The 22,313-nt window shown below is 68.4% G+C and carries 23 protein-coding genes; 9 read left to right on the top strand and 14 right to left on the bottom strand.

The window, feature by feature from the left end; translation table 11 throughout:
* Window positions 1–550: 550 nt before the first annotated feature.
* The 5 genes from IAE58_RS00005 to ahpC all read right to left on the bottom strand — a co-directional run bounded on the left by IAE58_RS00005 (window position 551) and on the right by ahpC (window position 5,522).
* On the bottom strand, window positions 551–1,507 hold the full coding sequence (locus IAE58_RS00005) for a transaldolase (RefSeq protein WP_108752237.1): 957 nt from the start codon (window positions 1,505–1,507) through the stop codon (window positions 551–553).
* Window positions 1,508–1,557: 50 nt separating this feature from the next.
* The gene (rnk, locus tag IAE58_RS00010) at window positions 1,558–1,962 is read right to left on the bottom strand and encodes a nucleoside diphosphate kinase regulator (protein WP_108755472.1); all 405 of its coding nucleotides are present in this window, start codon (window positions 1,960–1,962) and stop codon (window positions 1,558–1,560) included.
* Between the two features lie 122 nt (window positions 1,963–2,084).
* Complete coding sequence (locus IAE58_RS00015; protein ID WP_199932123.1) at window positions 2,085–3,050, bottom strand: LysR substrate-binding domain-containing protein; 966 nt, start codon at window positions 3,048–3,050, stop codon at window positions 2,085–2,087.
* Between the two features lie 87 nt (window positions 3,051–3,137).
* On the bottom strand, window positions 3,138–4,730 hold the full coding sequence (gene ahpF, locus IAE58_RS00020) for an alkyl hydroperoxide reductase subunit F (RefSeq protein ID WP_199932122.1): 1,593 nt from the start codon (window positions 4,728–4,730) through the stop codon (window positions 3,138–3,140).
* 228 nt (window positions 4,731–4,958) lie between these two features.
* The gene (gene ahpC / locus IAE58_RS00025; protein WP_199932121.1) at window positions 4,959–5,522 is read right to left on the bottom strand and encodes an alkyl hydroperoxide reductase subunit C; all 564 of its coding nucleotides are present in this window, start codon (window positions 5,520–5,522) and stop codon (window positions 4,959–4,961) included.
* 394 nt (window positions 5,523–5,916) lie between these two features.
* Here ahpC and prmC point away from each other — a divergent pair, with 394 nt between their 5' ends.
* Window positions 5,917–6,774, top strand: a complete 858-nt coding sequence (prmC, locus tag IAE58_RS00030; RefSeq protein ID WP_199932120.1) for a peptide chain release factor N(5)-glutamine methyltransferase — start codon at window positions 5,917–5,919, stop codon at window positions 6,772–6,774.
* A 49-nt stretch (window positions 6,775–6,823) separates the two neighbouring features.
* Complete coding sequence (gene pip / locus IAE58_RS00035) at window positions 6,824–7,765, top strand: prolyl aminopeptidase (protein WP_199932119.1); 942 nt, start codon at window positions 6,824–6,826, stop codon at window positions 7,763–7,765.
* Between the two features lie 176 nt (window positions 7,766–7,941).
* Here the strand turns inward: pip and IAE58_RS00040 are convergent, their stop codons facing one another.
* Window positions 7,942–8,841 (bottom strand): LysR family transcriptional regulator, encoded by a 900-nt coding sequence (locus tag IAE58_RS00040; RefSeq protein ID WP_199932118.1) that lies wholly within the window; start codon window positions 8,839–8,841, stop codon window positions 7,942–7,944.
* Window positions 8,842–8,931: 90 nt separating this feature from the next.
* Between IAE58_RS00040 and IAE58_RS00045 the strand changes: the two genes are divergently transcribed.
* Both IAE58_RS00045 and IAE58_RS00050 read left to right on the top strand, forming a co-directional pair.
* Window positions 8,932–10,344, top strand: a complete 1,413-nt coding sequence (locus IAE58_RS00045; protein ID WP_199932117.1) for an MFS transporter — start codon at window positions 8,932–8,934, stop codon at window positions 10,342–10,344.
* Window positions 10,341–11,012: a hypothetical protein gene (locus IAE58_RS00050; protein WP_199932116.1), complete on the top strand. Its 672-nt coding sequence runs from the start codon at window positions 10,341–10,343 to the stop codon at window positions 11,010–11,012. The genes IAE58_RS00045 and IAE58_RS00050 overlap by 4 nt, the downstream gene beginning before the upstream one ends.
* Window positions 11,013–11,108: 96 nt before the next feature.
* Here the strand turns inward: IAE58_RS00050 and IAE58_RS00055 are convergent, their stop codons facing one another.
* Genes IAE58_RS00055 through IAE58_RS00070 form a run of 4 tightly spaced genes read right to left on the bottom strand, consistent with a single transcriptional unit; the run spans window position 11,109 to window position 13,975 of the window.
* Window positions 11,109–11,906, bottom strand: coding sequence for an N-formylglutamate amidohydrolase (locus IAE58_RS00055; RefSeq protein WP_199932115.1), 798 nt, complete (start codon window positions 11,904–11,906; stop codon window positions 11,109–11,111).
* On the bottom strand, window positions 11,899–12,453 hold the full coding sequence (locus tag IAE58_RS00060) for an NUDIX hydrolase (protein ID WP_199932114.1): 555 nt from the start codon (window positions 12,451–12,453) through the stop codon (window positions 11,899–11,901). The genes IAE58_RS00055 and IAE58_RS00060 overlap by 8 nt, the downstream gene beginning before the upstream one ends.
* Complete coding sequence (locus IAE58_RS00065) at window positions 12,450–13,373, bottom strand: 5'-3' exonuclease H3TH domain-containing protein (protein WP_108754732.1); 924 nt, start codon at window positions 13,371–13,373, stop codon at window positions 12,450–12,452. Before IAE58_RS00065 ends, IAE58_RS00060 begins: the two co-directional genes overlap by 4 nt.
* Window positions 13,374–13,396: 23 nt before the next feature.
* Window positions 13,397–13,975, bottom strand: a complete 579-nt coding sequence (locus tag IAE58_RS00070) for a nitroreductase (RefSeq protein WP_199932113.1) — start codon at window positions 13,973–13,975, stop codon at window positions 13,397–13,399.
* Between the two features lie 331 nt (window positions 13,976–14,306).
* Here IAE58_RS00070 and IAE58_RS00075 point away from each other — a divergent pair, with 331 nt between their 5' ends.
* Complete coding sequence (locus tag IAE58_RS00075; protein WP_108752246.1) at window positions 14,307–16,625, top strand: DUF1631 domain-containing protein; 2,319 nt, start codon at window positions 14,307–14,309, stop codon at window positions 16,623–16,625.
* Between the two features lie 52 nt (window positions 16,626–16,677).
* On the top strand, window positions 16,678–17,757 hold the full coding sequence (locus IAE58_RS00080; RefSeq protein WP_199932112.1) for an NAD(P) transhydrogenase subunit alpha: 1,080 nt from the start codon (window positions 16,678–16,680) through the stop codon (window positions 17,755–17,757).
* A 115-nt stretch (window positions 17,758–17,872) separates the two neighbouring features.
* Here IAE58_RS00080 and IAE58_RS00085 read toward each other — a convergent pair whose 3' ends face one another.
* The 3 genes from IAE58_RS00085 to IAE58_RS00095 are packed head-to-tail and all read right to left on the bottom strand — an operon-like array spanning window position 17,873 to window position 19,245.
* Complete coding sequence (locus tag IAE58_RS00085) at window positions 17,873–18,334, bottom strand: DUF3106 domain-containing protein (protein WP_199932111.1); 462 nt, start codon at window positions 18,332–18,334, stop codon at window positions 17,873–17,875.
* A 3-nt stretch (window positions 18,335–18,337) separates the two neighbouring features.
* The gene (locus IAE58_RS00090) at window positions 18,338–18,664 is read right to left on the bottom strand and encodes a hypothetical protein (protein ID WP_199932110.1); all 327 of its coding nucleotides are present in this window, start codon (window positions 18,662–18,664) and stop codon (window positions 18,338–18,340) included.
* Window positions 18,661–19,245 (bottom strand): RNA polymerase sigma factor, encoded by a 585-nt coding sequence (locus IAE58_RS00095; protein ID WP_199932109.1) that lies wholly within the window; start codon window positions 19,243–19,245, stop codon window positions 18,661–18,663. The genes IAE58_RS00090 and IAE58_RS00095 overlap by 4 nt, the downstream gene beginning before the upstream one ends.
* 98 nt (window positions 19,246–19,343) lie before the next feature.
* Between IAE58_RS00095 and IAE58_RS00100 the strand changes: the two genes are divergently transcribed.
* Both IAE58_RS00100 and IAE58_RS00105 read left to right on the top strand, forming a co-directional pair.
* The gene (locus IAE58_RS00100; RefSeq protein ID WP_199932108.1) at window positions 19,344–19,664 is read left to right on the top strand and encodes an NAD(P) transhydrogenase subunit alpha; all 321 of its coding nucleotides are present in this window, start codon (window positions 19,344–19,346) and stop codon (window positions 19,662–19,664) included.
* Complete coding sequence (locus tag IAE58_RS00105; RefSeq protein ID WP_199932107.1) at window positions 19,661–21,121, top strand: NAD(P)(+) transhydrogenase (Re/Si-specific) subunit beta; 1,461 nt, start codon at window positions 19,661–19,663, stop codon at window positions 21,119–21,121. Before IAE58_RS00100 ends, IAE58_RS00105 begins: the two co-directional genes overlap by 4 nt.
* 67 nt (window positions 21,122–21,188) lie before the next feature.
* Here IAE58_RS00105 and IAE58_RS00110 read toward each other — a convergent pair whose 3' ends face one another.
* Entirely contained in the window at window positions 21,189–21,608 is a 420-nt protein-coding gene (locus IAE58_RS00110; RefSeq protein WP_199932106.1) for a hypothetical protein, read from the bottom strand.
* A gap of 122 nt (window positions 21,609–21,730) precedes the next feature.
* Here IAE58_RS00110 and sufT point away from each other — a divergent pair, with 122 nt between their 5' ends.
* Complete coding sequence (sufT, locus tag IAE58_RS00115; protein ID WP_108748620.1) at window positions 21,731–22,282, top strand: putative Fe-S cluster assembly protein SufT; 552 nt, start codon at window positions 21,731–21,733, stop codon at window positions 22,280–22,282.
* Window positions 22,283–22,313 lie beyond the last annotated feature (31 nt).

Genomic DNA, 22,313 nt, shown 5'->3' on the forward strand with positions numbered 1-22,313 from the left:
CTGCCCTAGCCGCCTGATCCCCCACCTGTCCAACTTCAGGGGGTCACTTCACCATGGGGGCTCGGCCACGGCATCCATGCCGTGGACGGTCCCGCCATCTGTGCCCGCCCTGCTTTCGATCATTTCCTGGTGACGGTGGGCAAGAGCAGTGGGTTGGTGACGAACTGATGGAAAAGAAAAAGGACGCGGCTTTCGCCGCGTCCTTTTTCTTTGGCCGTGCACCGCGCCGTCGCCGCGATCGTGGTCTTTGGTCGTGCATTGCCCCGTAGAGTCGAGCTTGCTCGACTGCGAGCAAGCGCAGCGCGCGACCCACGTTTGCTCTTCTTTCTTTCTTCCGTGGCGGGCGGCCACCGGAAACTGTCAGAGGGCGGGTTGGGTTCGCGGGAGTGTCCGCGGCATGGATGCCGCGGCCAAGCCCCCATGGACGGGTTTACGGCGTCCCCCGCGAACCCGACCCGACCGCCCAGCGCGGCTGTTGTTCCAGCAGTCAGTCGAGCAAGCTCGACTCTACAAAGCCCCCCGCCACGAGGGGCTCAGCCGTTGGCCGCAATCACAGTTCCGAACGGATGCGCTCGCGCAGCGCCTGCAGGTCCTTGGCGAAGGCGTCGATACCGGTAGCCAGCTTCTCGGTGGCCATCGGGTCCGCTGCCAGGTCGGCCGCGAACTTCGCCGCGTCGATCGGGGTCACCGCCACGCCGTCGGCCGCACCGGCCACCAGCTTGCGCGGCAGTTCGCCGTGGTCGGCGTCCAGCTTTTCCAGCAGGTCCGGCGAAATGGTCAGGCGGTCGCAGCCGGCCAGCGCTTCGATCTGCGCGGTGGAACGGAACGAAGCGCCCATCACCACCGTCGGCGAACCACGGCGCTTGAACTCGGCGTACACGCCGCGCACGAACTTCACGCCCGGGTCTTCGTCGATGTTGGCCGGGGTCTGGCCGTTGGCCACGTACCAGTCCAGGATGCGGCCCACGAACGGCGAGATCAGGAACGCGCCGGCTTCGCTGCAGGCCAGCGCCTGGGTCGGGTTGAAGATCAGGGTCAGGTTGCAGTCGATGCCTTCGGCCTGCAGGATGCGCGCCGCTTCCACGCCTTCCCAGGTGGCGGCGATCTTGATCAGGATCTTTTCGCGCGGCACGCCGGCGTCGGCGTACATCTGGATGAACTGGCGGGCCTTGGCCACCGTGGCAGCGGTGTCGTGGGCCTGGTCGGCGTCCACTTCGGTGGACACGCGGCCCGGCACCAGGGTGCTCAGCAGGGCACCCACGCCGATGGTCAGGCGGTCGGCCACGGCATGCACCACGGCTTCGCGGTCGCCGCCCTGCTGGCGGCCCCAGGCCAGTTCGCGCTCGATCAGCTCGGCATAGACCGGCAGGTCCAGGGCCTTCTTCACCAGGGTCGGGTTGGTGGTGCAATCCACCGGCTGCAGGCGCTTGATCGCGTCGTAGTCACCGGTATCGGCAACGACTACCGACAGTTCGCGCAGCTGGGACAGTTTGGACGTGTTGCTCATTACGGCTCCTGGTGCAGGGAAATCGGATCGCGCGCGGTGCGCAGCGGGTTTCAGGGGCGGTCGTTGTGGACCGCGGTCACGCGCAGCCGCAGCTTGCGGCCGCCGGGGGCGTTCCAGTCGATGCTCTGGCCAACGGCCAGGCCCAGCAGGGCGCTGCCCACCGGGGCCAGCACGGACACCTTGCCTTCATCGACATTGGCTTCGCGGGGGAAGACCAGGGTCAGCACGTGTTGCTCGCCGGACACCTCATCTTCGCACTCCACGCGCGAATGCATCATCACGATGCCTTCGGGAATCTGATCCGGCGCCAGCACGGTGGCCCGGTTGAGTTCCTGGGAAAGCGCGAGCGCGGCAGGCGTCTGGCTCAGCGCGGGGGAATCGAGCATGGCCTCCAGGCGGTCCATGTCGAAGCTGGAAACGGTGATCGACGGCGGCAGGCCGCTGGCGGTGTTCATGGTGGTGCTCCTTGGTTGAAAGCCATGCAAAAGGCGGCGCTTCGAGCGCCGCCTGGGACTATTGTGGGGACAAATGTGGCCGGAATCGACTCCCGGCCGTGCCGCGGCAGGTTCGACGGGGTTCAGCCGTTCAGCAGCGGCGGCGCCACCACCGGCGCTTCGCCGGCCGGCACGCCCTGGTCGTCCAGGGTGAACAGCGCCTGCGGCAGCTGTTTGAACTGTTCGGCCAGGTCCATCAGGAAGCCATGCATGGCCGAGCTGCGCCGCCAGATCATGGCGATGCGGCGGCTGGGACGGCCTTCGCCGACGAAATCGATCAGGCGGATGTTGCTCGAGCGCGGTACCGGCGGCTGCACCGACAGGCTGGGCAGCAGGGTGATGCCCACGTCGGCGGCGACCATCTGCCGCAGGGTTTCCAGGCTGGTGGCGCGGAATTCGGATTTCTCGTTGGCGCCGAACAGGCGGCACACTTCCAGTGCCTGGTCGCGCAGGCAATGGCCGTCTTCCAGCAGCAGCAGCTTCTGCGTGGCCAGTTCCTGCACATCCATGTGTTCGCGGCGGGCCAGCGGATGGCGGCCGGAAACGGCCAGCAGGAACGGCTCTTCAAACAGGAATTCGGCATGCAGCTGGTCGTCCACCACCGGCAGTGCCAGCAGCGCCGCGTCCAGCCTGCCATCGCGCAGGCGCTCCAGCAGTACGTCGCTCTTTTCTTCCACCAGCAGCAGTTCCAGTTCCGGGAAGCGGCTGCGGATGCGCGGAATGACGTGCGGCAGCAGGTACGGCCCCAGGGTGGGGAAGATGCCCAGGCGCACGGTGCCGGCTTCCGGGTCGCGGTTGCGCCGCGCCGCTTCCTTCAACTGCTCCACTTCGGACACGATCACCCGCGCCCGCGCGGCCGCTTCCTGGCCGGCGGGGGTCAGCATCACCTTGCGTGGCGCACGTTCCACCAGCGGCAGCCCCAGCTCTTCCTCCAGCTTGCGGATCTGGGTGGACAGCGTGGGCTGGCTGACGAAACAGGAGGCGGCGGCCCGGCCGAAATGCTTGTGATCGGCCAGGGCCACCAGGTACTTCAGATCGCGTAGGTTCATCCTTCAGACCCCAGGGAAAACGGACCGGCGGTCGGCATGGTCGACCCAGCAGGCTAACGATGTTCCCGGTGGGCTGGGAACGGTGGATCAGGCCGCTTCGGCCACCGCACCACTGCCGGTGCTCACCGACGAGCGGATCAGGTGGTCGAAGGCGCTGAGTGCCGCGGTGGAACCGGCGCCCATGGCGATGATGATCTGCTTGTAGGGTACCGTGGTGCAATCACCGGCGGCGAACACGCCCGGCACGTTGGTCTGGCCACGGTCGTCGATCACGATCTCGCCGCGCGGCGACAGCGCCACGCTGTCCTTCAGCCATTCGGTGTTGGGCAGCAGGCCGATCTGCACGAAGATGCCTTCCAGCTCGACCCGGTGGGAATCGCCGCCCGCGCGGTCCTTGTAGACCAGGCCGGTCACCTTGCTGCCATCGCCCAGCACTTCGGTGGTCTGCGCGCTGGTCAGCACGGTCACGTTGCCCAGGCTGCGCAGCTTCTTCTGCAGCACTTCGTCGGCACGCAGGCTGGCATCGAACTCCAGCAGCGTTACATGCGACACGATGCCGGCCAGGTCGATGGCCGCTTCCACGCCGGAATTGCCGCCGCCGATCACCGCCACGCGCTTGCCCTTGAACAGCGGGCCATCGCAGTGCGGGCAGTAGGCCACGCCCTTGTTGCGGTACTGGTCTTCGCCCGGCACGTTCATCTGCCGCCAGCGCGCGCCGGTGGACAGGATGACCGAGCGCGACTTCAGCACCGCGCCATTTTCCAGCTGCACCTGCACCAGGCCGTCTTCACCGGCCGGCACCAGCGCGGTCGCGCGCTGCAGGTCCATGATGTCCACCTCGTACTCGCGCACGTGCTGTTCCAGCGCGGTGGCCAGCTTCGGGCCCTCGGTCTCCTTCACCGAAATGAAGTTCTCGATCGCCATGGTGTCCAGCACCTGGCCACCGAAACGCTCGGCGGCGATGCCGGTGCGGATGCCCTTGCGCGCGGCGTAGATGGCCGCTGCGGCACCGGCCGGGCCACCGCCGACCACCAGCACGTCGAAGGCGTCCTTGGCGGCGATCTTCTCGGCATCGCGCTTGCCGGCGTTGGTATCCAGCTTGGCCACGATCTGTTCCAGGGTCATGCGGCCCTGGTCGAACACTTCACCGTTGAGGTACACGGTGGGCACGGACATGATCTCGCGCTTCTCCACTTCGTCCTGGAACAGCGCGCCGTCGATGGCTACGTGCTGGATGCGCGGGTTGAGCACGGCGGCCAGGTTCAGCGCCTGCACCACGTCCGGGCAGTTCTGGCAGGACAGCGAGAAGTAGGTCTCGAAGCGGTAGTCGCCTTCCAGGTTCTGCACCTGCTCGATCAGCTCGGCGGTGGCCTTTGACGGATGACCGCCCACCTGCAGCAGGGCCAGCACCAGCGAGGTGAACTCGTGGCCCATCGGCAGGCCGGCGAAGGTCAGGTGGATGTCCTGGCCCGGGGTGCCCAGGTCAAAGGACGGCACGCGGCCCTGGCCGTCGCGCAGGACCTGCAGCGAGATCTTGTCCGACAGGCTTTCCAGGGTCTGCAGCAGTTCCAGCATTTCCTGCGACTTGGCACCGTCATCGGCGTGCGCGGTGATCTGGATCGGGCGGGTCACGCGCTCCAGATAGGTCTTCAGCTGCGACTGCAGGTTGGCGTCCAACATGGTCTTCTCCTGGCTTCAGGCAAACAGGGGGCGTGGCACCGCTGTGAAAGGTAGCGGACCAGCGAGGGGGTAGGGGTGAACCCAAGGCAGCAGAGACAGCTGTGGAAGGGGCTGGCGAGCGATGGCTTGCTTGCTCGGCTGTCTTGGGTTCACCCCCACGCCGGCGTGGGGCCGGCACGGGGATGAGGGGCGCGCGCTGGCGTGGGGCCAGCGCAGGCCGGTAGCGCTTTAGATCTTGCCGACCAGGTCCAGCGACGGGGTCAGGGTCTTTTCGCCTTCCTTCCACTTGGCCGGGCAGACCTGGTTCGGGTTGGCGGCGGTGAACTGGGCGGCCTTCAGCTTGCGCAGGGTCTCGGCCACGTCACGGGCGATCTCGTTGGAGTGGATCTCCTGGGTCTTGATCACGCCTTCCGGGTTGATGATGAAGGTGCCGCGCAGGGCCAGGCCTTCTTCTTCAATGTGAACGCCGAAGGCGCGGGTCAGCTTGTGGGTCGGGTCGCCCACCAGCGGGAACTGGGCCTTGCCCACGGCCGGCGAGGTTTCGTGCCAGACCTTGTGCGAGAAGTGGGTATCGGTGGTGACGATGTAGACCTCGGCTCCGGCCTTCTTGAATTCGGCGTAATGGTCAGCTGCGTCTTCGATCTCGGTCGGGCAGTTGAAGGTGAAGGCGGCCGGCATGAAGATCAGGACGGACCACTGGCCCTTCAGGCTGGCATCGGAAACCTTGATGAACTCGCCGTTGTGGTAGGCGTTGGCTTCGAACGGCTGGATCTGGGTGTTGATGAGGGACATCGTTTTTCCTCTGGGTGAAGGGGAGTGGGTGAATCGACAGGAGCTAGGTTACCGATTCCACATAGATAAGAACAATGCATTGATTTCATCCATTCAATAGATGATATCTATTGAAATTCAATGGGTAGCTTGCCAGTTGGACGCCAGCCGCCCTGCAACTGTCTGTATGGAAAGAAAAATTTCCAGAACCGGCAGCGTGAGCCTGATAGCCCTTTCTTATCCCGCCTCGGGTAACCTGAACGGACCCCGCTTTTGTAGGTCGAGCTTGCTCGACTGCTTTTGCCAGGAGCAGTCGAGCAAGCTCGACTCTACGAAGGGCGCGAAGCAGTCGAGCAAGCTCGACTCTACGAAGGGCGCGAAGCAGTCGAGCATGGCTCGACTCTACAATTGCGGCATGTCCTTTGAATCCGAATCATCGCTGCGCCAGGTCGTGGCCGCGGCCAGCGCCCGCCTTGGCGGCCTCGACGCCCGCCACGAGGCCGAACTGCTGCTGCTGCACGTGCTGGAGCGCCCGCGCAGCTGGCTGTTCGCCCACGCCACCGATCCGCTGCCGGAGGCTGAACAGGCAGCGTTCGAGGCGCTGCTGGCCCGCCGCATGGCCGGTGAGCCGGTGGCCTACCTGACCGGCCGCCGGGGCTTCTGGACCCTGGATCTGGACGTCGACGCCGCCACCCTGATCCCGCGCCCGGAAACCGAGCTGCTGGTGGAACTGGCGCTGGAGCGCCTGCCGCTGGACCGCGCCCTGCAGGTGGCCGACCTCGGCACCGGCAGCGGCGCGATCGCCCTGGCCCTGGCCAGCGAGCGCCCGCAGGCGCAGGTGCTGGCCACCGACGCCAGTACCGCCGCACTGGCCGTCGCCGCGCGCAATGCCACGCGCCATGAACTGCGCAACGTGCGCTTCGCCGAAGGTGGGCGTGACTGGTATGCGCCGCTGCACGGTGCGCGCTTCGATCTGATCGCCAGCAATCCGCCCTATATCGCCAGTGACGACCCGCACCTGCAGCAGGGCGACCTGCGCTTCGAACCGGCCACGGCACTGGCGTCGGGCGTGGATGGCCTGGACGACATCCGTGCCATCGCCGAAGGCGCCTGCGCGCACCTGCAGCCCGGTGGCTGGCTGCTGGTCGAACACGGCTGGGACCAGGGCGCGGCGATCCGCGCGCTGTTCGACGCCGCCGGCCTGGCCGAGGTAAGCACCGCGCAGGACCTTGAACAGCGCGACCGGGTCACCCTGGGGCGGCGACCGGCCTAGAATGGGGGTTCTCCTGCCAGCGGCAGGGCACCACCACGGAGCTGCAAGCATGCGTACGCTGTACCCTGCCATCACCCCCTACGACGTCGGCACCCTGAAGGTCGACGACCGCCACACGCTGTACTTTGAACAGTGCGGCAACCCGGACGGCAAGCCGGTGGTGATGCTGCACGGTGGCCCGGGTGGCGGCTGCAGCGACAAGATGCGCCAGTTCCACGACCCGGCCAAGTACCGCATCATCCTGTTCGACCAGCGCGGCGCCGGCCGTTCCACCCCGCACGCAGACCTGGTCGACAACACCACCTGGGATCTGGTGGACGATATCGAAAAGCTGCGCGAGCACCTGAAGGTCGATCGCTGGCAGGTGTTCGGCGGCAGCTGGGGGTCGACCCTGGCGCTGGCCTATGCCGAAACCCACCCGCAGCGGGTGACCGAACTGGTGCTGCGCGGCATCTTCATGCTGCGCCGCTGGGAACTGGAATGGTTCTACCAGGAAGGCGCCAACCGCCTGTTCCCCGATGCCTGGGAGCATTACCTGAAGCCGATTCCGGCGGTCGAGCGCCATGACCTGATCTCGGCGTTCCATCGCCGCCTGACCAGCGAAGACGAAACCACCCGGCTGGAAGCGGCCAAGGCGTGGGCGGTGTGGGAAGGCGCGACCAGCTTCCTGCACGTGGACGATGACTTCATCAACAGCCACGAAGATCCGCACTTCGCCCTGGCGTTCGCCCGCATCGAGAACCACTACTTCGTCAACGGCGGATTCTTCGAGGTGGAAGACCAGCTGCTGCGCGACGCGCACCGCATTGCCGATATTCCCGGCGTGATCGTGCACGGCCGCTATGACGTGGTCTGCCCGCTGGCCAACGCCTGGGACCTGACCAAGGTGTGGCCGCAGGCGAAGCTGGAAATCACCCCGGCGTCGGGTCATTCGGCGTTCGAAGCGGAGAACGTGGACGCGTTGGTGCGCGCCACCGACAGCTTCGCGTAATGCCGAAGGGGTCAGATCCCTTTCCCACGGAAAGGGCTCTGACCCCGTTCCGACCGTGTAGCACCGGTAGCGCCGGGCCACGCCCGGCGGCATTCCGTTCCGCCGTCGCGATGCGGCTCGCCGGGCATGGCCCGGCGCTACCGCGTATCAGGGATTCATCCACGCATGGCGTGGATCTACCAATGCCCGGCCAGCAGGGCTTCGGCCAGTACCTGCAGCTTCGGTGAGTGCTGCCGCGACGGCGGGTAGATCAGCGACAAGGCGCGGCTGCGGCCTTCGAACGGCTGCAGCACGCGCTGCAGGCGGCCGTCGGCCAGGGCGTCGGCCACGGCGAAATCCATCACCTGCACGATGCCGATGCCGGCGATGGCCGCTTCCACCAGCGGGTCGCCGCTATCGAACACCATGCGGGTAGCGGGCGCCATTTCGCACAGCTGGCCGTTCTGCATGAACTGCCATTCCACCACGCGCCCACTGCGCAGATTGCGCACCGCCAGGCAGGCGTGGGCCTGCAGATCGGCCACCTGCAGGGGCGTGCCGCAACGGGCCAGGTAGACCGGGCTGGCCACCGTGACCCAGCGCAGCGGTCGCAGCGCGCGCGCCACCATGCGCTGGTCGGCAATCGGGCCGGTGCGCAGGGCCGCATCGAAGCCTTCTTCCACCAGGTCCACCAGCCGATCGCTGAGCACGGCGTCCACCTGCAGCTGCGGATGCCGTTCCAGCAGTGGCCCCAGCATCGGCACCAGTACCTTGCGCCCGAACATCGAGGGCGCGCTGATCTTCAGCACGCCCGAGGGCATGCAGGGGCGATCGGCCAGTTGCCGTTCGGCGTCTTCCAGCCCGCACAGCAGGGGCGTTACCTGCTCCACGAACTGGCGGCCATCCGGGGTCAACGCCACGTTGCGGGTGTTCCGCTGCAGCAGCTTCACCCCCAGTGCGGCCTCCAGCCGCCCAATGGCGCGCGACAGGCCCGACTGACTCAGCCCGAGCTGGCCGGCGGCCACGGTGAAACTGCGCGCTTCGGCCACCTGCACCAGCATGCGCACGGCATTGAGATCGGTTGACGGTCCATTCATGCGAAAAATCATCGCAGATATCGACGCGAAGGGGTTTATTGATCCTGCTGCATCAATGAGACTGCGCTCCCCCCTTGTTCCAGACCGCCGATGCCTCCCCTCAAGTACCCCCGCTGGGCGCTGACCCTGCTTGCCACCGCGCAGCTGATCATCGCCCTGGATGCCACCATCATCTTCGTTGCCCTGCATGACATGGGCCGCGCGCTGCAGATCAACGCGCAGCAGCTGCAGTGGGTGGTCAGCGCCTACACCGTGGCGTTCGGCGGCAGCCTGCTGCTGGGTGGGCGCGCGGCCGACCTGATCGGGCGCCGCCGCTTCTACCGGCTGGGCATGCTGCTGTTCGCACTGGCTTCGTTGCTGGGCGCGCTGGCACCCAATGCCACGCTGCTGATCATCGCGCGTGCGGCCCAGGGCATCGGCGCCGCGCTGTTGTTCCCGGCCACGCTGGCGCTGATCAACACGCTGTATGCCGAAGGCCCGGTGCGCAACCGCGCGCTGGCGATCTGGAGCATGGCCAGCGCGGTCGGCCTGGCGCTGGGCACCCTGCTGGGCGGGGTGTTGACCCAGGCCTTCGGCTGGCCGGCGGTGCTGGCGGTGATCGTGCCGCTGGCCACCGCTTGTGCCATCGCCGCCGGTGCGTGGCTGCCAGCCGATGGCCCGCGTGCGCAGGGCCGTTCATTCGACCTGGCTGGCTGCATCACCGTCACCCTGGGCGGCAGCCTGCTGGTGACCACCCTGGTGCAGGGGCCGGAATGGGGCTGGACCGCGCCGGCCACGCTGGGCTGCCTGGTGCTGTCGGCGCTGTTGCTGGTGGCCTTCGTGCAGATCGAGCAGCGCAGCCGCGATCCGCTGATGCAGTTCGCGCTGCTGCGCCTGCCGGGCCTGCGCGCAGCGCTCGGCCTCACCTTCGCCTTCATGAGCAGCTATGGCGTGCAGTACTACTTCATGGCGCTGTACTTCCAGGATGGTTACGGCTGGAGCCCGCTGCAGGCCGGCCTGGCGTTCCTGCCAGCCACGGCGGTGTGCACGCTGGGCATCCAGTTGGCCGAGTGGGCCTTGCAGCGCTGGAGCGCACGCAAGGTGCTGGTGCTGGGCCAACTGGCCGGTGCCCTGGGCATCGCCTGGGTGGCGGCCACCCTGCCGCACGGATCGAACTTCTGGCCGCTGCTGCCGGGCGTGGTGGTGTTGAGCATCGGCCAGGGCATGACCTGGACCTCGATGTGGATCGTGGCCGGGCAGGGCGTGCCGGCTGCACAGCAGGGCGTCGCATCTGGCATAGCCGCCACCGCGCAGCAGATCGGCGGCGCACTGGGCCTGGCGGTGCTGGTGATGGTGGCCAATGCCGGCGCCGGTGCGGCGGGTTCGGCCACTGCGCTGGACGGCCTGGTGCGTGCCGAATACGGTGCCGCGCTGTTCGCCCTGTTCGGTGTGCTGATCGCGCTGGGCCTGCGCCCGGCAACGGTAGACTCGAACGCCCCTGCCTGCCTGGCCAATGACGCATGATCGAACTGCTGGACCTGGAACAGACGCTGCAGGCCTTCGCGGCCTGCAATGACGACCACGACGTGTATGCATCCTTCGGCTGGGTGCATGCCAGCGAAGGCGATCTGCTGCAGGCCCGCTTCTGGCTGCCGCCCGACGAAGACACCGCCTTCGACGATTACAGCGAGGTGCCGGCCGAGGCGCGTGCGCTGGGGCTGACCACCTACCTGGAGCCGGCCACGTTTGCCGACGTGCTGGACGTGCAGAAGCGCCAGCATCCGTTGTCCGGCCTGGCCGACTACGCAGCGGCGCTGGCGTACTACCACGAGTACGACGCCTTCCAGCAGGTCGAGGGCATTGACGAGGCGCTGGGCGAAGCCACGGCCGAAGCGCAGGCGGCGGCGCGCGCGGCCGGTGTGGGCGCGGGCATCTTCGCCGCGTTCGATCTGCAGATGGTGGCCTGTCCGGACGCTCAGCTGAAGGCCGCTGCACAGTGCGTGGCCCGTCTGCACGGGGTGCCGGTGGGTGAGGCGCTGGCACGTTGCCGTGCACTGCCGCTGCCATTGGGCGAAGCGCTGGACCGCAACCGCGCGCAGGCCATCAAGCACGAATTCGAGGCCATCGGCGCGACCGTGCAGGTGCACGGATTCAAGCCGTTTCCGTGGATGGACGCGCCCCGCCTGCGGTAGCGCCGGGCCATGCCCGGCGAGGCGCAACGCGGCGGTGGATTCCGATGCCGCCGGGCATGGCCCGGCGCTACCGTCCTTTGATTACGTGGATGGCGCTCATGCCGCCGCCAACAGCGCCGGCTGCAGTGCGCTGAACATCCGCGCCAACCGCTGCGCCCATGCCTGCTGGCCGGCGGCATCGGCAATCAGGTCCTGGCGGATCTCCAGTTCCACATGCACCAAGCCACGGTCTTCGCCATGCACCGGCACCGCGTAGTCGCTGTTGCGGTTCACCGAATACGGTTCGTTGTCGCCCACCACCAGATCGCCCTCGTTGCGCAGGGCCTGCAGCAGTGCCTGTGCGAAGCGGGTGTCCTGGTGGTAGAGCACGCCGGCGTGCCACGGTCGCTGCACGCCGTTCATTGCCGGGGTGAAGCTGTGCATCATCACCAGCAGGGTCGGCCGGCCCGCATCGCGGCGCGCGTCCAGTTCGGCATTGATGCGCGCGTGGTAGGGCGCATGGATCGCGTCGATGCGCTGCTGGCGCTGCGCTGCCGACAGCCCGGCGTTGCCCGGCACCACCGTGTGGTCGCTCACTTCCGGAATCAGCGTGGGCGATGCCAACGGGCGGTTGCAGTCGATCAGCAGGCGCGAATAGGTCTGTTCGATCGCCCAGGCATCAAGCAGCACGGCCAGTGCACGGGTGGTGCCGGCAATGCCGATGTCCCAGCCGATATGGCGATCCAGTTCGTGCTTCGGCAGGCCCAGCTGTGCCAGGCCGCGCGGTACCTGCTGGCCGGCGTGGTCGGCCAGCAGCAGGTAGGGCGACGCCCCCTGTGCGCGGTGGACGGTGTAGATGGCCGGGTCGTCGGCCCCCAGCAGGGCCGGCAGCCCGTGCAGGTCGGCGTCAGCCACGCGGGCGACCATCCAGGTGGTGTTCGATCATCCACAGCCCCGCCCACAGCTTGGCGTCCAGCTCGTAGCCTTCGCCCATCTTCTGCACCAGCCAGGCGGCCGCGTCGTTGCGCGGGATCTCGTGCACGGTGATGTCTTCGCTGTCATCGCCGCCGCCGCTGCCCACCCGGCGCAGGCCGGTGGCACGCACGAAGGCGATCTTCTCGCTGCTGGCGCCGGACGAGGTCGGGCCGATCATCAGCACTTCGGCATGGTCGGCGGTCCAGCCGGTTTCTTCTTCCAACTCGCGCACCGCCGATGCTTCGATCGATTCGCCCGCGTCCACATCGCCGACCAGGCCGGCCGGCATTTCGATGGTCGGGGCCTGCAGCGGCACGCGGAACTGTTCGACGAACAGCACCTTGTCCTCGGGGGTGACCGCAATGATGATCGCGGCCAGGCCGCCTGCGTGGGTGCGTTCGCTGTATTCCCAGGTGCCGCGCACCACCATGCGCTGGTACTTGCCTTCGTAGACGACACGCGGTGCTTCAGTGTTGCGCTGGCTCATGCGGGCTCGCTGGGTGTGGGAAGAGGGTCGGCCATGCCGGTGGCGGCGAACAGGCGGCGGCGGGTCAGCGGCCCGAAACGCAGGGTTTGGCACAGGCCATCCAGCAGCTCCGGGTCGGCGGGCTGGCGCAGCAGGCCCGGTGCGCTGCCGTCCAGCGGCGCGTCCAGGGCAATGGTGGTCAGCTGCCGCCACAGCAGGGCGTGCTCGCGCTGTTCGCGCAGGCGCACGGCCATCTGTGCCGCACCGCGCAGGCGCAGGAACGGCACTTCATCGATACGTTCAAACAGCGCATCCATGCTGCCGAAGTGGGCCAGCAGCACCGCCGCCGATTTGGCGCCCACGCCGCTGACGCCGGGAATGTTGTCCACCGCATCGCCGCACAGCGCCAGGTAGTCGGCAATCTGGTGCGCGTGCACGCCGTGGCGGGCCTTCACCCCGGCCACGTCCCAGCGCTGGTTGCGCGCGTAGTCCCACTGCTCGTCGTGGTCCAGCAGCAGCTGCGACAAATCCTTGTCGGCGGAAATGATCACCCCGCGGTGGCTGCCGCGGTGGCGGTGCAGGGCGCTGCCGATCAGGTCGTCGGCCTCGAAATCATGATGGGCCAGCACCGCCAGGCCCAACGCGGCGCACAGCGCCTTGCAGTGCACGAACTGGCGCTTCAGCGCTTCCGGTGCCGGGTCGCGGTTGGCCTTGTAGGCCGGGTACAGGCGGTGGCGGAAGCCGCTGTCCAGGGCTTCGTCGAAGGCGATGGCGATGTGCCGGGGGCGCTCGCGTTCCAGCAGGTCCAGCAGGAAGCGGGCAAAGCCATGCACGGCATTGGTTGGCCAGCCCTGGCTGTCCTGGAACTCGTCCGGCAGCGAGTGCCAGGCGCGGAACACGTAGATGCTGGCGTCGACCAGGTACAGCGGCGGTGCGGGCATGGCGCTCACGGCGCTCACGGCGCTCACGGTGCGGTCCAGTCCTGCAGCAGGGCCGCCGCATCCGGGCGTTCGCGCTCGGGCACGGCCGCCTTCGGCGTGCCGATATGGATGAAGCCGGCAATCCGCTCGCCGTCGGCCAGGCCCAGGTGCGTGTGCACGGCCGGGTCGAAGGCCATCCACGCGGTCAGCCACTGGGCGCCGAAGCCCAGCGCCTGCGCGGCCTGCAGCAGGGCGAAGCAGACGCAACCGGCGGTCATCAGCTGTTCCTGCTCGGGCACCTTGGCGTCCGGGCGCGGGCTGGCCACCACCACGATCACCAGCGGGGCGTGGCTGAAGCGCTGCCGGTCCTTCTCGAACACGGCATCGCCGGCGTGCGGATCGCGCTCGCGGCTGCGTTCGGCCAGAAAGTCGCCCAGAGTGTGACGCGCATCGCCGGCGATCTTCAGGAAGCGGAACGGCACCCGCTTGCCGTGGTCGGGCACGCGCACCGCCGAGGTCAGCATGCGCAGCAGGGTGGCCGGGTCCGGTCCGGGTTCGCCCAACTGCCGCGAGGGCACCGAGCGGCGGGCATCCAGGGCGAGCAGGGCAGCGGGGTCGGGCATGGAGTCTGAACCGGTCATCACGGGCACATGATTATAGTCGGGGTGGTTGATGACGCCCGTCGTGTCGCGTCTGCCATTCAAATAACAAACTGTGATGAACGTCATGCCACTGGCGCGGCGCCGAACGCCGCTTCCCCTCGCCTCGCAGGCCCCGCACGGCTTACGATACCCGTCTTGCCGGGCCGCCGGTCGTGAGGTTTGAAGTGAGGACTGTTTCACTGTCCGTGACAGGCTGGCCGGCCTACCATCGGCGTACCGGTGCATGGGGTGCACCGGCCGTCGCGATGTCCATGATGTCAGTCGCAATAGAGAAGGTGGGGAGCCTTCCCGAATGATGAGCGCGCCCACTCCGATGGGATCGCCGGGTCGTGACCCGGCCCAGCTTCAGCTTGCCCGGGACATGGTCCTGCCGGCGCTGTGCCAGGCATTTGCCGCGGCACTGGCCCGCTTCGACGATGCCCTGTTCGACCGTGCCGGCAATGCCGGCGCGTCGCAGCTGCTGTTCCTGGATGCCATGCGTGAACTGCGCCGCCGTCGCGCCGAGATCGAGGCCGCCTATGCCGGCCACCTGCAGCGGGCCTGGGCCGCATTGGCCACGGGCGAACCGTTGTCGGCCGAGGCCACCCTGTCCGGGCCGGCCGAAGAAGGCCTGAGCCTGATTCCCGAACATGTACTGGAATCGCGACTGGCCGTGCGCAACTTCGCCACGGTGCTGCTGCGCGATTTCAAGCCGGTGCTGGCGCGCCTGGACCGCCGGCTGGGCTGGCTGGTCGGCGCCGGCGAACTGGATGCCGACCGCAATCCGGTCAGCCCCGAGCATCTGGGTGTGGCCATCCACGAGGCGTTCGCGCACTGCGAGCTGGCCCCGGAAGTGCACCTGGTGCTGATCAAGCTGTGCGAGCGCGACCTGCGCGTGCCGGTGGGGCGCATCTACGAAAAGCTGGACGAACAACTGGCCGCCGCCGGGGTGATGCCGCAGATGGGCGCGCCGCGTCGTGCCCCCTCCGCCGCGCCGTCGCGGCCGCCGCCGGGCCTGGATGACCTGGTCGAACAGCGCGCCACGCCCGGCTTCGACACCGATTTCAGCGACGAAGAACAGGCCGCGCCGGCCTGGGCGCAGCGCTTTGCCGCGCGCTGGTCCGAGCGCCGTGGGCACATGCAGCAGCACCTGGGCGTGGAAGAAGGCCCGGCCGGTGAAGGCTACGGCGGCCAGCAGGGCATGCTGCTGGAAGCCCTGCATGAACTGCTGCAGCAGACCCGCCACGTGCGCGAAGACGCAACGTCGGCCGCGCAGGTGGCCGTGGGCCAGCATCGCCCGCTCAGCCAGCGCGAAATGATGTCGGTGCTGTCGCTGCTGCAGGCCACGCCCAGCGCCACGCTGCGGGCGGCCATTGGCGAAGACGGCGAATCGCTGGCGCAGCGCCTGAAGAGTGAAGTGCTGTCCAGCGCGACCCGGCTCGGCGCCGATCCCGGCCAGACCCGCCTGGACCCGCAGGACGAAGATGCGATCGATCTGGTCGGCATGCTGTTCGACGTGATGCTGGACGAGCGCGAGCTGGAAGGCCGTTCGCGCGAGCTGATCGGCCGCCTGGTGGTGCCGTTTGTGAAGGTGGCCATGCTCGACCGCCGCATGTTCGTGCAGAAGACCCACCCGGCACGCAAGCTGCTCAATTCGCTGGCCGAGGCCTGCGAGGGCAACACCGGCGAAAGCCAGGCCGAGCGCATGCTGATGGCCAAGGTGGAAGAAATCATCGAACGCCTGGTGGCCGAGTTCAACGAGAACCTGGCCATCTTCCTGACCCTGGAAGAAGAGTTCCGCGAATTCCTGGTGCAGCACCGCCGCCGCGTGGAAATTGCCGAGCGCCGTGCCGCCGAGACCCAGCGCGGCCAGGAAAAGCTGGAAATGGCCCGTAGCCGCGCCGGTGCCGAACTGGACCGGCGCATCGGCGATGCCACGCTGCCCTCGGCCATTGCCGAATTCCTGCGCCAGCCGTGGCAGCACCACCTGACCCTGGCGCTGCTGCGCGAGGGGGAAGAGGGCAGTTCGGTGGCCGAAGCCCTCAGCCTGGGCGATGGCCTGCTGGAAGAAGTGGCCGAAGCGCGCCGCCAGATCGTCGGCAAGCCGTGGCTGCAGGCCTGGCAGCCGGCGCTGGCCAAGGTGTTTGCCAGCGTGGGCGTGCACGGCGATGCCGCCAGCGCGGCGATCGATGCGCTGCACGACACGCTGCAGGGCATTGCCGAATCGCGCCCGGAACTGCAGCGCGCGCTGCCGGAGCTGCCGCAGGTGGCGCTGCCGACGCCGCCGGCGCCGGAAACGGCGGCCGTCGAACTGGGCGGGCAGGTGGATACCGACGATTTCGACAACGCCGACGCCGATCGCTTCCGCCGCATGGAAATCGGCAACTGGCTGGACTTCGTCGACAAGGACGGCAAGGTGCAGGCCGGCAAGCTGTCCTGGGTCAGCCCGATCTCCTCGCGCCTGCTGTTCGTCAACCGCCGCGGCGTGCGCTTCTGCGTGGCCTCGCCGGAAGAACTGGCGGTGATGGTGCGCCTGGGCCGCCTGCGCGCCCACGTGGACGATGGCGCCTTCGACAGCGCCATGCAGGGCGTGATCGACCGCCTGGACCCGGGCAGCGCCACCCTGCACTGAGCCGGGCACCCCTGCTAGGATCGGGAAAACTCACCGATCAGCGGGGACCTGCATGGCCGTGGCGTTGCTGGGGATGAAGGAGACCGCGCCGGGCGAACGGCGCGTGGCGCTGACGCCGGAAACGGCGAAGAAGCTGAGCGCACTGGGCATCACCGTCTGGTACGAAGCCGGCGCCGGCCTGGCCGCTGGTTTCCCTGATGCCGCCTATGACGATGCCGGTGCACGCGCGTTCGACGCGGCGCGCTGGCCCGAGATCGACATTCTGCTGTGCGTGCAGAACCCGCCGGCGGCGCAATTGAACCCGCTCAAGCCCGGTGCCAGCGTGGTCGGTCTGCTCGCGCCGGCGGCCGATCCCGCCCTGGCCGCGCTGGCGGCCGACGACCGCCTGCGGCTGTTCCCGCTGCAGCAACTGCCGCGCACCACCCGTGCGCAGGCCATGGATGTACTCAGTTCGCAGGCCGGCATGGCCGGCTACAAGGCGGCATTGATCGCCGCAGACCGCGCGCCACGCTTCTTCCCGATGCTGACCACCGCCGCCGGCACGGTGCGCCCGGCCAAGGTGCTGGTGATCGGCGCCGGCGTGGCCGGGCTGCAGGCCATTGCCACCGTGCGCCGTCTGGGCGCACAGGTGGAAGGCTTCGATGTGCGGCCGGAAACCCGCGAGCAGATCCAGTCGCTGGGTGCGCGTTTCCTCGACCTGGGCGTGAGCGCGGTGGGCGAGGGCGGTTATGCGCGCGCGCTGACCGACGAGGAGCGCGCCGAACAGCAGCGGCGGCTGGGCGAGCACCTGCGCAGCGTGGACGTGGTGATCTGTACCGCCGCGGTGCCGGGGCGACCGGCGCCGACGATCGTCACTGCGGCCATGGCCGAAGGCATGGCGCCGGGCAGCGTGATTGTCGACCTGGCCGCCGAAAGTGGCGGCAACTGTGCGCTGACCCAGCCTGGCCAGTGCATCGAACACCACGGCGTGGTGATCGACGGGCCGCTGCACCTGGCCAGTCGCGGCGCCACCCAGGCCAGCGAGATGTATGCGCGCAACCTGCTGAACTTCGTGGCGCTGTTCGTGCGCGAAGGGCAGGTCGCGTTCGATTGGGACGACGAATTGCTGGCGAAAACGCGCTGGCAGCCGTGAACCGCGCGGGCTCAGAGCCCTTTGCCTCGGGCAAAGGGATCTGACCCCGTTTCCCCCAGGCCAGGGGTCGGATCCCTTTGCGCCAGCAGAGGGCTCTGACCCCATTCCCGGCGCCTTACCGCGGCTTCGCCGGCGGCGGGTTGTCGCGCACCCAATCGCTGCGCTGCTCGGGCGTCATCTGCGACCAGCGCTCCCGCAGCGCATCGCGCTGGGCCGGGCTCAGCTGGCGCATCTGCCCGAACAGGGCGCGGGCCTGCTCGCGCTGTTCCGGGCTCATGTGCTCGAAGCGGCGCAACCCGCGCCGCGCCTTGTCACGTTCTTCCGGGCTCATCGACTGCCAGCGCTGGCCGTGCGACAGCATGCGCTGGCGCTGCGCGGCGTCGGCGCTGTTCCAGCGGTCGCGCAGTGGCGCCAGCAGGGCCTCACGCTGGGCCGGACTCAGCTGTTCCCACGCCGGCAGCGGCGCAGCGGGTGCCACGCGCGTGGGCGCGGCCGGTGCGGGGGACTGGGCCAACGCCGGCGCCGCCGGCAGCACGGCCAGGGCGATCAGGATCGGCAGGGTTGAAACTCGCAGCATGGTTCACTCCATCGCCAGGTCGGTGTCGCCCAGCCACAGGTACAGATCGGGATTCTCGTCGTACAGCGCGCCGTTATCGTCCACCGCGGCCACGGCAGGCGGCGCCACTTGCGCAGTATGCGGGGCGGTACCGGTGAACTGCACGCCGATGCCCAGCGCAACCACCAGCGAACACGCGGTGGCCAGCCACCAGCGGCCACGGTCGCGGCGCGCGCCTGAAGCACCTTGCCGGGCCTGGCGCAGCCTCGCCAGCGTGGCCGGGGAAAGCGACTGCAGCGCGTGCCCGTGCAGGCTGCGCAGGGCGTCGTCGGAAGGCAGGGAGCGGTTCACGGGTCGATCTCCAGGTGGTCCTGCAGCGCCTGTCGGGCGCGTGCCAGATGGGTTTTGACGGCACCTTCGCTGCAGCCCATGGCGCGCGCGGTGGTGGCGCCGTCCAGGTCCTGCAGCACGCGCAGGGTGAAGGCTTCGCGCTGGCGGGCGGGCAGGGTGCGCAGCGCCTGCACCAGCTGCTGGTACTGCTGGCGCTGCTCGTGCGCCTGCGCCGGGTCCGGGCCGGGGTCGGCCCAGTCGATCTCGCCGCCGTCGGCGTCCTGGTTGTCGCGCCAGAACGGCAGGCGGAAGCGGCGTCGCCGCTGCATGTCGATCACCCGCCGGCGCAGGATGCTCCAGAACAGCGGCGCCCACTCGGCGGCCGGCTTGTCGGCGTAGTCCAGCATGCGCATCAGCGCATCCTGCACGGCGTCCAGCGCATCGTCGCGCTGGCGCAGGCCGGCTTCGGCGAAGCGGAACGCGCGCGGGCCGACGCCGGCCAGGAACGCCTCCAGCGACGCCGGCACGGCCTCGCTGTCAGCGGTCGGGGGAAGAGGGCTGCTCACCAGCACAGGGTACGGTTCCTCGTTCACGGTCACCATCGACAACGCGTGAGCGCGGCCGCGGTTGACCGGGCCGCGCAGCGGGTTCAGCCCGTGGTTATGATGGGGCGACGAAGACAGAGCGGGAGGCGTTGCCGATGAGTGACGGGTTCGTGGCGCTGTACATCTTCATGCTGGCCGCCATTGCCGGCCACGTGATCATTTCGCGGGTGCCGGTCATCCTGCATACCCCGCTGATGTCGGGTTCCAACTTCATCCACGGCGTCGTGCTGATCGGTGCCATGGTGGTGCTGGGCCACGCACAGACACCGCTGGAAAAGGCGCTGGGTTTCCTGGCCGTGGTGCTGGGGGCGGGCAATGCCGCCGGTGGCTACGTGGTGACCGCGCGCATGCTGGAAATGTTCAAGCCCAGCGCGCCCAAGGGCGGCAAGGATGCAGCCAAGGAGCCGCAGGCGTGAACATCAGCACGGTTGAACTGCTCGATTGGCTGGTCAAGGCCAGTTACCTGGTGGCCGCCACCCTGTTCCTGCTCGGCCTGCAGCGCATGGCCTCGCCGCTCACCGCGCGCAGCGGCATCCGCCGGGCCGGGCTGGGCATGCTGCTGGCCACCGCGGCCACCTTCTTCCTGCCCGAACTGCACAACGTGCCGCTGATCCTGGTGGCGCTGCTGCTGGGTGCGGGCCTGGCGTGGTGGTCGGCCGGCAAGGTGGCCGTGACCGACATGCCGCAGATGGTGGCGCTGTACAACGGCATGGGCGGCGGTTCGGCGGCGGCCATCGGTGCGGTGGAACTGCTGCGCTATGCCTTCCTGGCCCACCGCGATACCAGCCACTGGAGCGCGCAGGCGCTGGCCGACCTGGCCGCGCGCCAGCCCTCGGCTACCGTGCTGCTGCTGGCGGTGGTCGGCGCGGCCATCGGTGCGGTGTCGCTGTCCGGTTCGGTCATCGCCTGGGCCAAGCTGGATGGCCGCCTGGACAAGCGGGTGACCTGGCCCGGCCAGCAGGTGCTGAACCTGCTGGTGGCGCTGGCCGTGGTGGTGCTGGGCATCATCGCCGCCAGCACGCTCAGCACCTGGGCCATCGTCGGCTTCTTCGTGCTGGCGCTGGCCCTGGGCGTGCTGATGACGCTGCCGATCGGTGGCGCCGACATGCCGGTGGTCATCTCGCTGTACAACGCCTTCACCGGCCTGGCGGTGTCCTTCGAGGGCTACGTGCTGGGCAACGAGGCGCTGATCATCGCCGGCATGATGGTCGGCGCGGCCGGCATCCTGCTGACCCGGCTGATGGCGAAGGCGATGAATCGGCCGATCCGCAACGTGCTGTTCTCCAACTTCGGCGGCGGTGCGGCGGGCGAAGCGCAGGCGATCAGCGGGTCGCAGAAGCCGATCGATGCGGCCGACGTGGCCGCGATGATGGCGTTCGCCGAACGCGTGGTGATCGTGCCCGGCTATGGCATGGCCGTGGCCCAGGCCCAGCACAAGATCTGGGAACTGGCGCAGCGGCTGGGCCAGCGCGGGGTGAAGGTGAAGTTCGCCATCCACCCGGTGGCCGGGCGCATGCCCGGGCACATGAATGTGCTGCTGGCCGAAGCCGGCGTGCCCTACGACCTGATCGCCGACATGGACGACATCAATCCCGAATTCGCCACCACCGACGTGGTGCTGGTGATCGGCGCCAACGACGTGGTCAACCCGGTGGCCCGCACCGACCCGGCCAGCCCGATCTACGGCATGCCGGTGCTGGATGTGGTGAATGCGCGCAACGTGGTGGTGATCAAGCGCGGCAAGGGCACCGGCTTTGCCGGCATTGAAAACGCGCTGTTCTATGCCGACAACACGCGCATGCTGTACGGCGATGGCGCCGAAGCCGCCGCCGCCTTGGTCAGCGAATTGAAGGCCCTGGACGGCGGGCATTGAGCGGAGGTTGCACCCGGTAGGTGCGGACCTTGGTCCGCACGCTCCTGCCGGGCAGCAATCGGCGCGCTCAGCGCGCCAGCCAGGCGCCGACGACCACGCCCACCGCCAGCCAGACCCATTCCATCGCCCCGTTGGCCAGGTTGGTCAGGGTCCAGGCCAGGTGCGGGCCCATCCGCAGCGAGGCATCCATCGGGTTCAGCCCGATCGAGCCACCCATCCACGCACTGGCAATGCTCCAGTACGCCACCGCGCTCACCAGCAGCGTGCCCAGCACCACCAGGGCAATGCGCAGCCGGCCCGGGCCCAGCGTGCCCAGGCGCAGCATGAACACCAGTTCCAGCGCGGTCACCACCGCCATCCAGCCGACCTGGCGGCCGGTCATCAGGGCCAGCAGCACCCAGGCCATGGGAGCAACAAGCAGGCCCAGCAGCAGCATGAAGGGCCAAAGCCAGGTCACGGTCCTGGCACGTGTGGCATTGGAGGACATCGAAGCTTCCTGAAGGTCAGCCACAGGATACTGTGGTTTGCCGCAGCGCACCGGCGTCGGTGGGGCCGGCGGGGTAGAATGCAGGCTTGCGCGGCCCGGTCCGCGGCCCCATATCGATCCCCATGTATTCCCGTAGCAGCGAACCTGTCCACTTCGAACGCGACTGCGAGGCCGTGATGGTCCCGCAGGGCGACACCGTCACCCTGCCTGCCGGCAGCTATGGGTACATCACCCAGGCGCTGGGTGGCAGTTATTCGGTGTTTGTCGAAGGCAATCTGTTCCGCATCGCCGGCAAGGACGGCGACGCCATCGGCAAAGAGGCGCCGGCGCCGCTGGAGCTGCCCGACGACGCCACCGACGAGCAGGTCGAACAACTGGTGTGGCAGCAGCTGCGCACCTGCTTCGACCCGGAAATTCCGGTCAACATCGTCGAACTGGGCCTGGTCTACGAAGTGGAGATCAAGCACCTGGACGAGGGCCAGCGCGAGATCGACGTGAAGATGACGCTGACCGCGCCGGCCTGCGGCATGGGCGACATCCTGGTGGACGATGTGCGCAGCAAGCTCGAAATGATCCCGACGGTGGCCCAGGCCGACGTCGAGCTGGTGTTCGACCCGCCGTGGAACCAGCACATGATGTCCGAGGCTGCGCGGCTCGAAACCGGCATGCTTTGACCCACGGTCCCGCAACTGGCGGGGCCGGCAC

The organism is Stenotrophomonas sp. S49 (assembly GCF_016624905.1).
Taxonomy (GTDB): domain Bacteria; phylum Pseudomonadota; class Gammaproteobacteria; order Xanthomonadales; family Xanthomonadaceae; genus Stenotrophomonas.